The following is a 13,865-nucleotide window of genomic DNA, read 5'->3' as shown; positions in this document are numbered from 1 at the left end:
TATGTTTGCCTTAACCATTATCAAAACGGGATCGACTTTTCCGGGTATCCGGCAAAGGTCGGGGGATTTTGAGGATTGGATTATCGCTGGTTGCGGACTGTCCGCCGATGTGGTGGCGGTGGTGGATGTCGCCGCCGGGGCGACATTGCCTGCGGCGGAAAGTTTGGCGGCGGTCATCATTACCGGTTCGCCCGCGATGGTGACGGATCAGGCTGGGTGGATGCAGGCGGTGGCGGCATGGTTGCCGCAGGTGTTGGCACAGCGTATCCCGTTGCTAGGGATTTGCTTTGGTCATCAGCTCTTGGCGCAGGCGATGGCAGGGCAGGTGGCTTATCATCCGCAAGGGCGGGAGATAGGCACGGTAGCCGTGCAACTGACGGCAGCGGGGCGGGCAGACCTTCTGTTAGGCTGTTTGCCGACCACGTTTCTGGCGCATGTCACCCATGCCCAAACCGTCAGTGCTTTACCCGCTGAGGCGGTGTGTTTGGCTGCGAATGCTTTTGAGGCGACCCATGCTTTCCGTTTGGGCGCTAATGCGTGGGGGGTGCAGTTCCATCCCGAATTTTCGGCGGCGATTATGCGGGCGTATATCGACGAACAGGCAGGGGCGTTAAGGGCTAATGCGGTGGATGTGACGGCCTTACAGGCGGCGGTTGCCGATACGGAGGCGGCTAATGCTTTGTTGGCGCGGTTTATGGCGATAGTGCGGAATTCATGACAATGCGCACTGAACCGATTGGAGCGTTTTGTCACTGGAGTGCTGGTGCGGAAATAGTGGAAATCGCGTATTCGCGCCACGGGTTGCGCCTATTGATTGGTCGGGCGCAAGAGAGTGAAGCGTTTGTTGAGGTTTTTTTTCAGTATCCGCGAGCCTTTCAAGTCATGGATGAAGGCGATATGCTGGCGTTTTGGCATGAAGGGGGGCTGGAACAGGGCTATTTTGTGTTCAAGGTACTTGAAGGTGGCTGGGCATCACGGGTCTCAGATAATTTTCTGCAAACAACACTGGCAGTCGGAATACCGCCGTATGAGGAATGGCTGATTGCCACATCCATGCTGTGTGCCAGTGTCATTTCTCCGCAGACTCCTCTAGTGCGGCTATTTTCTGGAGAATAAGTCGGCTTCTGCTGGGCAATTCCCCTGCTAGCTTAGGCTCCTATCCCTTTGTCCTGGCATAAGTATACTTTAAGCGGTCAGGTTTTCGGATTTAGGATTAACCGTTCGGCCTAAGCTTGTCCCACAGGGACTTCCGATGGTCGTCGAATCATGGACGGATTAACCGCTTAATGTCAAACTTTTGCTGTCTCTCCGGCAGAGCCGAGGGTTTACCCGTGATTAATTATTGGGGGCTCATACATCCGCCCACATCCGCAATAAGTTGTGGTAACAGCCCGTCAAATTGACGGTAGCGGCCGTATCGCCTTGGGTGTTGCGCAGTTCCAAGATGGCCATGTCCATCTCAAACAATAGGCGGCGGCGTTCAGTCTCCCGCACCATGCTTTCTATCCAGAAAAACGACGCAAGCCGCACACCGCTGGTGACCGGTTCGACACGATGTAGACTGGAACCAGGGTACAGGACCATATCGCCCGCCGCTAATTTCACCGCGTGTTGCCCGTAAGTGTCCTCAATCACCAACTCTCCGCCTTGGTAACTGTCCGGGTCGCTTAAAAACACCGTTGCCGACAAGTCGGTGCGGATGCGTTGCCCTGTGACGGGGCAAGCGCGGATGGCATTGTCGATATGGTTGCCGAAGGCGTTGTGCGCACCTTGGTAGCGGTTGAATAAAGGCGGAAAAATCCGTTTCGGCAATGCGGCGGATAAAAATAATGCGTCTTGATTTAAGGCATCGGCGATAATCGGGCGCAAGGTCTGACATTCGGGGCTTTGCTCGGGTAATTGCCAATTGTTTTTAACTTGCGCCGATTGCGTTCCGGCGGTGACTCGCCCGTCCACCCAAGCGGCATCAGTGAGCAAGTCACGACATTGCTGCAAAGCTTGCGGGCTGAGTAGTTCAGGAATGTGTATCAGCATGGTTATTCGCCTATCGCTTGCCAGGTGAAAAACACACCCAAACTCAAGCAAGCCAGCACTAAACCGACTGCCACAATGCGTCTGCCGTGCAAGCCTGTCCACAGCAACGTTCCGGTCAAACTCAACATGATTAAACTGCCCGCCAGCGTGTCCGCCAATAATATCCAGCCGATGCCCATGCCTGAGCCTTTGTGTAGGTTGGTCAACAAGGCGAAAATATTGCCTTCGCCTTGTTTGACGCTGACAAAGGCGTTGCCTTGCCAATAGTCGGCTTGTAACATGCGTTTGGGATTACGCACGGTAATTTGCCACAGTGGTGGTTGCCGGAAATCGGTATTGTTCCAGATGATCTGTTTGGCGGGTTCTAGGCGAATTTTGGCGTGTTTGATGTCGATATTTAAAGTCTGGCCCAACCAAGCCGCCAAGGCTTTAGGATCACTGGGGTGCGGTTCGGGCAATGGCAATTGCAGTTCGTGTTGGCTGATTTTGACGGCGGGGATTTTTAGGATGTCGCGATGGTTCAGCAGGATGCCTGACACACCAAACAGCAACCCTAGCATCGCGCCCCATAAGCCCAGCCAGGCATGGGTGCGGCGTAACCATTTTAAGAATGCGCCACGGGCGAAAGGTTTGGGCAGAAAAAGATAGCCGCCTTGCGTTTTTTTAGGGGAATGGGTGGTTGTAGATTGGCTGGTGTTCATTGGGTGAGTTAAGTGATGTTTTTGGGTAGCTGTTTGAATGGCATAGGATGTGTCATATCCAAAAGGCATGAACAAAAGGGCGGCGGGGCAACGGTCGTGTAACCCGCCGCAATCGGTGCAAAATAATAGGTTAGGTCTGCTAACCGACATTAATATTTCACATTAACCGTCACCTGCGCCGACAACGGTACGCCCGGTAAGGCCGAGCTTGTCTGCCCTGATTCGTAATAAACCGTATCCGCCAAGTTAAAAACATTCATCTGCACATCGTAATGTTTCTGGTGATACGCAACGACAGCATCCAAACGTGCATACGCGGGTAAGGTCACTTCGTTAACGCTATCAGCATAGCGGTCGGAAGCGTAGAACACGCCTCCCCCGACTTCCCACTGCGGCGTAATGTGGTAACTGTTCCAAAATACGCCGCTGTGTTCCGGCACGTTGGTTGCGCTCATGCCTTCGAACGATTTGGTCAGGCCACTGACCGTGCCCACCGCCGTAGTGGTCGATTTGGTGATTTTGGCATCCAAATACGCATAAGTCATCGACATATCCCAACGCGGCAATACCTCACCCGCCAAGCCGAATTCAAAACCATCGGTGCGCTGTTCGCCCGCCAAAATACTCAGCGCGGAATCGTTGGGGTTAGTGGTGCGGGCATTGGTTTTTTCCAGACGGAATAAGGCGGCGGTCACGCCCAAACGTCCGCCAAACACATCGTATTTCGCGCCGATTTCAAAATTTTGGTTATGTTCCGGCGGCAAATTAGCGTTGGCGGCAGTGATAGATAAACTTTCCGCCGAGGGGTTAAACGAAGTGCCGTAGCTAAAATAATACGACTGCGCTTTGTCCGGTTGCCAAACCAAGCCACTGCGTGGACTCCATTGGCTATCGCTGCGGCTGAAATTATTGGTGCTGATGCGGTCGAGTTGCTGGGCATCAAATTGGTCATAGCGCGTACCCGCCAATAATTTCCATTCCGGCGTAATTTCAAACTGATCCAGCACATAGCCCGCGTAAGTTTGTGCCTTGGTGTAACGGTCAGTTGCCAATGTGCCGCTAAAATCGCTCGCCAAACCCGTGCTACTGGCGGTTATCACCGGATTAAATATCGAAATGCTACTGACTCCGGTTGAGCTTTTAGATTTGAAACCGTAATTTTCCCAACCGAATTCGCTACCGAACATCAGCGTGTTGTTGAAACCCCATAACGGTTTTTTATAGGTAAAATCAGTCTGGTTATAGACATTGTCCTGCTCATTACGGCGCAAGGCTTGGGTACGCGCCACTGTGGACGTTGCGCCCGTGTCTGTGACCGCACCGAACAAATGGGTCAGGTAATCGCGTTGGTACGCTCCGGCCCGCACGGTGTTTTTCACTGAAAAATCACTGTTGAACCGGTGGTTAAGGGCGACTGTAGCGACGTTGGTGTCGGTATCCAGCAAGCGATTGTCGGTGAAACCGTAATAGGTGTTAATCGGCACATCGGCGGGTTTGCCGCGATACATCGGCACACCGTAATCGAACACCCCCTGTTCTTCCTGATGCAGCAAACTCAAATCCATGCTGGTGTCGTCGTCAACTTTCACGCGGAACGACGGTGCTAAGCCTAGCCGCTGAGTGTCGTTGTAATCGCGGAACGATCCGTTATCTTGGAACAGGAAATTCAGCCGCGCCGACAGGTTTTGGTAAGCCGATTCAGCATCAAGGGTCGTGCGCTTAAAATCATAAGACCCGTAAGTGAAAGCACCCGTCACCCCTGTTTTGCCCGTCGGTTTTTTGGCGACTTGGTTAATCACCCCACCAGTGGCTCCGCGCCCAAATAGAATGGATGACGCGCCTTTCAGCACTTCAGCTTTCTCGATAAAAAAAGTGTCACGGTTGTATTGCCCATTTTCTTTCACACCATCCAAATAATTGTCGGTATTGGCTGCAAATCCGCGTAAAGTGATGGAATCGCCTGTGCGTGCACCTTCACCAGCAGCTATGGTTAGGCCACTGACGTTTCTTAGTGCATCCCGCAAATTGAACGCATTTTGAGATTTGATCAGCTCTTTTGTGACGACACTGACCGATTGCGGAATATCGCGGAGTGCCATCTCGGCCTTACTACCTGTGGTGGAAGTTTCAGCCTTGAAGCGGTTGGGTTTCGGCGCTTGTGCGGCTTTGACTTTGACATCTTCCAGTACGGTTTCGTCGTCTTCCGCAGGGTGGCGGTGCGGCTGATAATGGCGGGTGTCCGTCTTGGCAGGATAAGTGACGGCAGGCTCGCCTGCCATGACTAAACCGCTCAACATTGCCCCCAGCGGCACGAACGTACCTAACCGCCATTTGGCTTTTTGATTTATAGCCTTATTCATGTTTCCCCCTCAGGTTTATAGTGTTCAAAATGGCTGCCTAGCTGGGGAAATGCTGGGTGGCTGATTTAAAATAAAATTTTCAATAAAATTAAAACTATTATTGCTTGCTTGATTCAGACGCGGCGACAAAGCCAATCCGGGTTACGCCCGCTTGGGCGGCGTCTGACAAGGTTTCGGCTATCAGTCGGTACGGCACGGCTTGGTCGGCACGGATATGCACTTCCGGTTGCGGGGTTTGTGTGACAATTTCCTGTAGATGTTGTTGGAACTCCATGCGTGACAAGTGCTTGTTGTTCCAGAACAAATGTTGGTCGGCATTGATTGACAAGCTGACCGCCTCCGGTTGTTCGGGTTGCGGTGCGCCACCTGTTTTTGGCAAGTCGATTTTCACGGTATGTGTCATCAAGGGTGCGGCGATCATAAAAATAATTAACAGCACCAACATCACGTCGATTAGCGGCACCATATTAATTTCCGCAACGGGATGCGCATTTTTGTTGTGGTCAAAACCTCCGAACGCCATCATTGGCCTCCCGTTTGTGGCGGCACGGCAGCACCCGTGGTCAAAAATGCAAACAAATCATGGGCAAAGGCATCAAGCTTTGCCAACGTCAAGCGGTTCGAGCGTGAGCAATCGTTATAAGCTAATACAGCGGGTATGGCGACTGCCAAACCCAATCCGGTCATAATCAATGCTTCGCCTACAGGCCCGGCGATTTGGTCCAGCGTCCCTTGCCCACCTTTACCGATGCCGATCAGTGCGTGGTAAACACCCCATACCGTGCCAAACAAACCGACAAACGGCGCAGTGCTGGCGATGGAAGCCAAAGCGGTTAGCCCCCACTCAAGCTTAGCGGTTTCTTCGTCAATGACGCGACGCATGGCACGGGTCAAAAACTCCGTAGCCGAACCCGCTTCATGCAGACGATGCGCACCGTGAACGGCATGATGCCGGGAGGAACTGATGGCGTGGTGGGTTAAATGGGCAAAGGGTTCGTTGGCAGGATGCCGGTTTAACGACTGGGCGACATCATCCAAAGAGGCCGCTTCCCAAAATTGCGCCAAAAACCGTTGGCTACGGCGACGGCCCACGCGGCCTTGCCAAGCTTTGACAAGGATGAAAAACCAGCTTGCCATCGACATGCCCAGCAATAGCCCAAACAAAGTTTGCCCGACGCTATCGCTCTGCGCTAAAAAATGTGGTAAATCCATATATTAACCCTCCAATGAAAAGGCGACTGGCACGACCACCCAAGCGGCAACCTGTTCTGCACCTTGCCGTGCGGGTACGAATCGCCATTGTTTGACGCCAGCCAATGCCGCCTCATCCAACCGGGCGTAACCACTGCTTTTGCGGAGCAGGATTTGCTCGACCTTGCCGTCGGCACTGATTTTGGCGCGTACCAACACCCGTCCTTGTTCGCCCAATTCCCGCGAAGCCGCCGGATAATCCGGGGCAGGATTGTGCAGATAATCGGCATTTAGATGTGGCAAGGTTATGGGTTCGGCAATGGCTTTAGGCTCAGGCGCGGCACTGGCGGGAGGCGTGGGATTGGCGATAGCGGCGACGTGGCTAGGCACAAAGTTAGGCGGCGTTACGACGGTAGTGTTTCTCGCCACGCTACGCTTGCCTTGGTTGCTGGCAAACACATTTTTGCTTGGTTTGGCTAACAGCTTATCAGGCGTTTTGTTACGCGCTTTCGGCAAGGCTTGGGATTTGGCCTGGGGCTTGGGCGGAACATTGACTTTTGGTTGCAGTGTTGCCGCCGCTTGCACCACAGGCGCAGGCAACCAAGATACCTTCAGTATCGTCGGTGCTGTTGCTTGCGGGTGCGGCACGCTGTCGGTCGCCGTACTAAGCCATAAGCCATGCAGGGCGATGGTCGCCACTACCGCCAAGGCATAGCCGCCATGACGCATGAAGTGAGGGCGGGTATCAAGTGGCGTGGAGACTGGCGGACGTGTTTTGACTACGGCCAGCACACGGCGGTCGGAATTATTTTGCGCCGTAATTATCGGGTCGGTACGCACCGGAAACGGCACTATTTTTAAAGCAGGTCTAGGCATGGCCGCCTCTCATGGTTACATGGTAGTTTGTTGGGCTGGCTGCCTAGCCCGATGGGGCTGGGTGGCTTGCGGGGTGTTGTTATTTGGTTAAAATCAATTTGTCGTTGCTGGTGATGCGCAAACGGTATTCTTCGTCATTGTGTTCGATCACCAGCTCTTGCTGTTTGCCGAACAATTCGCCGCTGCTGACCCGCCGTCGGCTTGGGGAATTTTCCTGTTCCAAGATCACGACACTGGGATGGCTCCTCAGGGTAATGGTATTCGTATTGTTTTTCATAAATTCGGATGTAAAAATGTTAGTGAAATTTCGCCGTCTGACTACGGATAGCTTGCTGTTCCAACAAATGGGACGTTACTTTTTGCCAGTGTTCCAAAAGTTGCAAATACATGTCACGGCTAGCGGACACTTCTTCTAAATCAGGATGCGCAACCAACAGGCTTAATTGCCGCACGATGAGATGTGCCAGTTTCGGGCAATGGTGACCATTGATAAATTGCGTCATTGAGAAACAGGTTGCCGCATGGAGCCGGATCAATTCGGTTTTTTCAGGGGTATATTGTTGTTGCTGCATAAGGCTCGCCTATTCGGGTTGAATGCCCAAAAAATGTTTAACGCACAACCAATGCGCCTGTGCGTTAAACGAGAAGTAGCGAGAGGTCATTCATCGCTTGATATTAATGATAATGATTATCGTTTAATAATTCAAGCACTATTATCAGCCTTGCTAAAAAAGTTGGATCAATGCGGGTGGCCGTAAGAATTTGTGGGAAAGCGTGCAATAGAGGACGTATTAATGCGGGGCAATCGCATTTGACTTTCTATTGCCACTAATGATGGGCGTTCTTGTCTGTTTTCGCAGCTTCAGCCCAAATACGCGAAATGAAGACCCGATAGTGCGGCTATTTTATGGTGAATAAGTCCGCTTCTGTCAGGCAATTTCCCAGCTACCTGAGTGTAGCCGGGAAAGGTTGTCCTGTGGTGGCGTTAAATAACCTTGTCTTTCTTCATCATCATGCGGATACCGCGGATGGCTTGGCGGGTGCGGTGTTCGTTTTCGATCAGGCCGAAGCGGACATGGTCGTCGCCGTATTGGCCGAAACCGATGCCTGGCGCGACCGCGACCTTGGCTTCCAGGAGCAGTTTTTTAGAAAACTCCAATGACCCCATGGCTTGGTAGGCTTCGGGGATTTTTGCCCAAACAAACATGGTGGCCTTGGGTTTTTCGACCGGCCAGCCTGCCGACGCTAAGCCTTCGCACAGGACATCGCGGCGTTTACGGTACATTTCGGCGATTTCCGCCACACAATCTTGTGGGCCTTCCAGGGCGGCGATAGCGGCGACTTGGATCGGGGTGAAGGTGCCGTAGTCCAGATAGGATTTAATCCGCGCCAACGCCGACACCAATTCTTTATTGCCGCACATAAAGCCGACCCGCCAGCCCGGCATGTTGTAGCTTTTTGACATGGAGAAAAATTCCACGGCAATGTCTTTCGCGCCTTCGATTTGCAAAATGGACGGGGCTTTGTAGCCGTCAAAAACAATATCGACATAGGCTATGTCATGCACGACCCAGATATGATGCTCTTTGGCTAAGGCGATGATTTTTTCAAAAAAGTCCAGCTCGACACATTGGGCGGTCGGGTTGCCGGGGAAGTTGATGATCAGCATTTTCGGCTTAGGCCAGCAGTCGATAATCGCCTTGTGCAGTTCTTCAAAAAAATCCACACCAGGGATTAGCGGGACATGGCGCAAGTCTGCGCCCGCAATCACCACGCCGTAAGGGTGGATAGGGTAGGCGGGGTTAGGCACCAGCACGACATCGCCAGGCCCCAGGGTCGCTAAGGCCAAATGTGCCAGACCTTCTTTTGAGCCGATGGTGACGATGGCTTCGGTTTCGGGGTTCAGGTCGACATCGAAACGGGTTTTGTACCAGTTACAGATGGCTTTGCGCAGGCGGGGGATGCCTTTAGACATTGAGTAGCGGTGGGTGTCGTCACGCTGCGCTGCCTCTATCATTTTATCAACGATATGTTTGGGGGTCGGTTGGTCGGGGTTACCCATACCAAAATCAATAATGTCCTCGCCCGCCGCTCGCGCCTTGGCTTTCAGCTCGTTGACAATATTAAATACATAAGGGGGTAAGCGACTTATTCTTTGAAATTGTTCCATGTACAACTCTTGGGCAACCAGGGTGGGGTAATGTTAAAAAGCTATCTAAGGTACTGTTACGGCAAACATCTGTCAAATAATAGACAGATTAAATACGCGCGGGTGCGAAAATCCCGCGTGCCGGATCAGGACGGCATCGCTAACTTGTTGGTTTATCTGCTTGATAGCGTACTAAAAAATGGGTGTTTAAAGGTTGCCACGACTATTTTGGCGGTGTCTCCTGGGTCGTCACGGTTTCGCGCACATGCACTTCCCGCTGCGGAAAAGGTATCTCGATGTTATGTTCGCGTAGGGCGCGGTCTAAGCGCAGGTGCAGGTTATGGACGACTTGCAGGCGGTGCGCCATTTCACTGACGAACACGCGGATAGAAAACATCAGTGAGCTGTCGCCAAATCCGGTTAATACGACCACTGGCTCCGGGTCGGTCAGTACCATTGGTGTGTTTTGCACGGTTTCGAGCATGAGCTGGTGGGCTTTTTCCAAATCTGTGCCGTAGGCGATGCCGATGGGGATCACCACGCGGGTGATGGAGTCGCTGAGCGTCCAGTTAACCAATTGGTTGGTGATGAAGGTTTTGTTCGGCACCACTAATTCTTTTTGGTCCCAGTCCATAATAGTGGTGGCCCGCATTTGGATGCGGCTGACTCTGCCGGTTACGTCACCAATGGTGACGGTATCGCCGACGCGGATAGGCCGCTCAAACAAGAGGATAATCCCGGACACTAAGTTGGCAAAAATTTCCTGCAAACCAAAGCCCAAGCCGACACTGAGCGCCGCCACCAACCATTGCACTTGCGTCCAACTGCCGCCCAATTCATTGGCGACACAGAGGAAGCCGATGGAGATTAACAGGTATTTGGCGAGTTTGTTAATGGCATAACGGCTGCCCGGCTCTACCGATAGGCGGCGGAACCAGACTATTTCCATCAGCCCAGAAAAATTGACTACCGAGACCACGGTGATAAACACATAGACCCCAGCTAACAGCAGGTTAGTTAGGGTGACGGGTTTCATGGTGTCCTGCTTGCCTTCAGTCACCTGATATTCCCAGAGTTGGATATGGTCGAGGAACGAGAAGGCGGGCAAGATATTTTTCCAAATCAGCCAAATGCCGATCAGCAAGGCCACACAGATAAAGACATTCAGCAGTTTGATGGTTTGCGCATTAATTTTAGGTATGTCAATCAACGGTTCTTCAATCGGCACAACCACATCTTCAGCGCCGACAATATGGGGCTTTTCTGGCTGTGCCGCCAATTTGCGGCGCTGCTGGTCGTTGGCTATCGCTAACTGCCGATTGACCAAGGTCAGCCAGCGGAACACCAGCGAGTGTATCACCACCAGCACAAACACTAGCCGTAAGGTGATGATCAGTTGTTGCTGTAACTCTAAGGCGCTTAAATAATAGCCGGCCACGGCAAAGCCGATAATGATGAGGGGTAAGGATATCGCCCCCGGATACCAAAAATACCGCGATTGGTGGAGCCAGCCTTGTGGGGCAGCAGCAATGACATATTGTAAGAGACCGCGGGTCGGATGCAGGATGTTACGGAAAAACGCCGCCATCGCGACCATGCTGAGCACTAAAGCCAAGCGTCCGATGTTATCGCTGTATAAGGCGACACCGGATGCGCCCGTGCTGTTAATCAGAAATACGCTAGGCACGGCAATGAAGCGTAGCCAAGCGATTTGTCGCCGGAACAGGCTGGCGGTTTCGGCTTGCCATTGGAAATGTTTGCGGGCAATCCCTTGCGGGGCAAACAGGCGGTAAAAAAATTGCAAGAAGAACATCGGCACGGCGGAGACTTGGAAGCCTGTGCCCACCACTTTACTGAATTCATTGATATTCCAGGTATGGCTTAAAAACCAACCCCAGTAAAACAGCAGTAGCGGCAACGGTAAGATAAGCAGGAGCAAATGCAGTAAGGCCTTAACCGTGTACAGAAAATGGTCGCTATAAAATTTACCGACCTGTTCGGCAATGGCCAGTAAATGGGTTTTGTTCCAATGTTGGGAAAACACCAAGACCAATAAGCTGGCAATTGCCAAGACGGCGGCAAACGCGTGGTAATACAGGGATTTTAGGGTGTCTTTAATGACCTCCGCCCAATTCATCGGCGATAACAGCCATTGCCCGGCGTGGTAAAGGCCGGGCAAAAAATCGGCGTTAATGGGTTCGGAGCTGGGGACCCAGAGCAGGCGTTCGTCCAAAAAAGCGGCATATTTTGTGGCTTGGGCGACCATTTGTTGTCTGGCAAAATCAAAATCGCCTAAAGAGCGCAGATAAGTGTCATCGGCGACCATGACTTTATTGAGCAGTTCTTTCTGGTTGTTCAGCAAGACCCGCAATTCTGCTTGGATCATCATCCGTTGCTCATTGGGCATGTGCGGGTCAACCTGCGCGGACATGATCTGTTGCAGCTCATGGTCGACATCGGCGAGTTTTTGGAGCTTGTCTTCCACCTTAAACAATTCCAGACTGGTTAACGCAGTCTCGTTTTGGACGGATTCCGATTGTAGGCCTTGTTGGATGTCGATCAACAGGTTACGCCGCTGCTCGCGGAGAATTTTGCCTAGGGCAGGGCTTAAGCCCGCCAGACTGATTTTTTTTTCGGCACTTTTAAAGTCATTGTCAATTTCGGTGACTTGGCTGTCGAGCTTGGCTTCTTGCTCGTTATACGCGTCGGTTTTGCTGGTGGTCGCCTGTAAATCCTTGCTGAATTGGATGTTCTCGCGGGTCAGCATCTGAATGACCAGATGTTTGCCTGCCAAGTCCTTTTCTGCTTGGCTGAGCGCATCTTGGGCTTCTTTAGCGGCCTGTAGGCGGCGTTCTGCCAAAATGCTGTCGATGGCGGTCAAGATCGGCGCTTCCATGCTTCTTTGTGAGTCTAACAGTTGGTACTGGGCTTTTAACAGGTCAACGCGGACGGGGTTGCTGATGGCTTCAATATCGAGCATTTTCAGCTCGGCGGTGCGGGCATCAATGAGGGTTTTTAGATAAAGTTGCTCGGCTTCTGACTCTATTTTTAAGGTGGTGGACGTGGCGGGGCTTGCCGATTTTTTCTGGCTGTTATCTAAGTCCTGCTGGGCGGTGAGCGTTTCTTGGCGGATTAAGGGCGGTCTGCTGTTTTGCAGGGTCAGTTCGGTATCGAGATTTTTGAGTTGCTCATCCAAGTTGCTGAGCTTTTCTTTCTCGATAATCAGGCGTTGCTCCAGTTCGTCGGTGGCGATGTCGGTAAAACTTTCCGGCTTTTGTTTGGCTTGTTTTTGTTGGATTTGTTCGAGGTCTTTTTGGAGTTTTTTGATCGCTTCGGGTGCTTGCTTGGTGGCTTGCTTAAAGCTTTCGGTTTTTGAGTTAAACAGTTCGATATTTGCCAGATTATCTTGCGCGGAATGATAAAATTTTAAGACGCTGGTTTTGGTGGTTTCGTCAAAATCTTGGCGGGCGGTAACGGCATCAATTTTCGCCTGTAGGGCGGTGCTGGCCGATACGGGGGGGTTTTGTCCGGTTTGGGTGTTAGCCGCTTGGACGGCTCCTATGCCCAGTATTAATAACACGGTCAGCAAGGGCCATTGGGCGTAAAAATAAGGTCTACGTTTATCTGTCTGTTTCATTAGGCAAGGCAAAAGCAAGGTTAGGGTAGGTCTAGGGTCAAAAGAGGGGGGAGGAAAGGGTATACGGTTAGAGTCAATTGGTGCTGATGGTTCAAATGTGCCGGAGACGAAAGGGCGATAATAACAAAAAATGGCACATCTTAGCGGCTTTCTTAACCGTTATGCTTTCTTACCGATTATAATAAGCCTATATCCCACCTTATAGTAAGTCAGCAGGACATTCTTATGAAAGCAAGCTTAAATTTTTTAACGGTTGGTGTCTTGATAGCGTTGGCCGCTTGCTCCACCCAGGAAGTCAAACGTGACACCCCAGCTCCTGCCGCCGTGGTTCCGCCGCCCGCCGCCCAACCGGACAAAACGTCGGCTTCCGGCCAAAACCCCGCCATGACCTTGGATAAAGGCGGCAAAAAGCTACATCTGGTCAGGATTATGGATGGTTTGGCTTGTAAGAACACGGCGCAAGGGGCGCAAGGCAGTTTTCTGATTTACGCCTATCCTGAAGATATAGAGCGTATCAAGCGTGAGCGCGGCGATAAGGTATTTGCCGAATTTTCTGACCGCATCCAAGCCTTTTCGGCGGATGTCTTACAACAGGCCGTTAATGCCACCAACCTGGATGATAACCCGTTTGCTTTAGGCCAAGACGAAGCCCAAGAGGGGCTGGCCAAAGACTTAAGCGTGAACTTCCAACGTGCCGTAGCCCCCGCTATCGCCAAGTTTACCCAAGAGACTACTTTGACTATCGACATTACCCCGTTTACCCCGTCATTGCAATTTTATCGCCAAGGCTGCCAAGCGGCTTTGAGCGAACCCGTTGCCCCTGAAACCAGCGTGGTCAAACCATAAACGGCGAGCCGCACTTATTTTATCCTGCCGTCATAGCCTACCCGACAGGCTCAGGACGGCTACGCCCAACG

13 protein-coding genes are annotated in these 13,865 nt (G+C 52.0%); 3 read left to right on the top strand and 10 right to left on the bottom strand.

Annotation, left to right across the window (positions count from 1 at the left end):
• Position 1: 1 nt before the first annotated feature.
• Both CEK71_RS10895 and CEK71_RS10890 read left to right on the top strand, forming a co-directional pair.
• Positions 2–718 carry a glutamine amidotransferase gene (locus tag CEK71_RS10895; protein WP_088619409.1) on the top strand — a complete coding sequence of 239 codons (717 nt, stop codon included), beginning with the start codon at positions 2–4 and terminating at the stop codon, positions 716–718.
• A gap of 2 nt (positions 719–720) precedes the next feature.
• On the top strand, positions 721–1,116 hold the full coding sequence (locus CEK71_RS10890) for a hypothetical protein (protein ID WP_088619408.1): 396 nt from the start codon (positions 721–723) through the stop codon (positions 1,114–1,116).
• Between the two features lie 234 nt (positions 1,117–1,350).
• Here CEK71_RS10890 and CEK71_RS10885 read toward each other — a convergent pair whose 3' ends face one another.
• The 10 genes from CEK71_RS10885 to CEK71_RS10840 form a co-directional block, all read right to left on the bottom strand.
• Entirely contained in the window at positions 1,351–2,034 is a 684-nt protein-coding gene (locus CEK71_RS10885; protein ID WP_088619407.1) for a Fe2+-dependent dioxygenase, read from the bottom strand.
• Between the two features lie 2 nt (positions 2,035–2,036).
• Complete coding sequence (locus CEK71_RS10880; RefSeq protein WP_088621581.1) at positions 2,037–2,735, bottom strand: PepSY-associated TM helix domain-containing protein; 699 nt, start codon at positions 2,733–2,735, stop codon at positions 2,037–2,039.
• A gap of 149 nt (positions 2,736–2,884) precedes the next feature.
• Positions 2,885–5,095 (bottom strand): TonB-dependent receptor, encoded by a 2,211-nt coding sequence (locus tag CEK71_RS10875; RefSeq protein WP_088619406.1) that lies wholly within the window; start codon positions 5,093–5,095, stop codon positions 2,885–2,887.
• Between the two features lie 97 nt (positions 5,096–5,192).
• Positions 5,193–5,618, bottom strand: coding sequence for an ExbD/TolR family protein (locus tag CEK71_RS10870; protein ID WP_088619405.1), 426 nt, complete (start codon positions 5,616–5,618; stop codon positions 5,193–5,195).
• Positions 5,618–6,307, bottom strand: a complete 690-nt coding sequence (locus tag CEK71_RS10865; protein WP_088619404.1) for a MotA/TolQ/ExbB proton channel family protein — start codon at positions 6,305–6,307, stop codon at positions 5,618–5,620. Before CEK71_RS10865 ends, CEK71_RS10870 begins: the two co-directional genes overlap by 1 nt.
• 3 nt (positions 6,308–6,310) lie before the next feature.
• Entirely contained in the window at positions 6,311–7,162 is an 852-nt protein-coding gene (locus CEK71_RS10860; RefSeq protein WP_088619403.1) for an energy transducer TonB, read from the bottom strand.
• A gap of 79 nt (positions 7,163–7,241) precedes the next feature.
• The gene (hemP, locus tag CEK71_RS10855) at positions 7,242–7,439 is read right to left on the bottom strand and encodes a hemin uptake protein HemP (RefSeq protein ID WP_088619402.1); all 198 of its coding nucleotides are present in this window, start codon (positions 7,437–7,439) and stop codon (positions 7,242–7,244) included.
• 19 nt (positions 7,440–7,458) lie between these two features.
• On the bottom strand, positions 7,459–7,734 hold the full coding sequence (locus CEK71_RS10850) for a hypothetical protein (RefSeq protein WP_088619401.1): 276 nt from the start codon (positions 7,732–7,734) through the stop codon (positions 7,459–7,461).
• Between the two features lie 413 nt (positions 7,735–8,147).
• Positions 8,148–9,332 (bottom strand): alanine transaminase, encoded by a 1,185-nt coding sequence (alaC, locus tag CEK71_RS10845; RefSeq protein WP_088619400.1) that lies wholly within the window; start codon positions 9,330–9,332, stop codon positions 8,148–8,150.
• Between the two features lie 202 nt (positions 9,333–9,534).
• Positions 9,535–12,948: a mechanosensitive ion channel domain-containing protein gene (locus CEK71_RS10840; RefSeq protein WP_088619399.1), complete on the bottom strand. Its 3,414-nt coding sequence runs from the start codon at positions 12,946–12,948 to the stop codon at positions 9,535–9,537.
• A 225-nt stretch (positions 12,949–13,173) separates the two neighbouring features.
• Here CEK71_RS10840 and CEK71_RS10835 point away from each other — a divergent pair, with 225 nt between their 5' ends.
• Positions 13,174–13,794, top strand: a complete 621-nt coding sequence (locus tag CEK71_RS10835) for a hypothetical protein (RefSeq protein WP_088619398.1) — start codon at positions 13,174–13,176, stop codon at positions 13,792–13,794.
• Positions 13,795–13,865: the final 71 nt, after the last annotated feature.

The sequence above is a fragment of the Methylovulum psychrotolerans genome, from assembly GCF_002209385.1.
Lineage (GTDB): Bacteria > Pseudomonadota > Gammaproteobacteria > Methylococcales > Methylomonadaceae > Methylovulum > Methylovulum psychrotolerans.
Note: the sequence above shows the minus strand (reverse complement) of the source record. Positions and strands in the feature narration are given on the sequence as shown.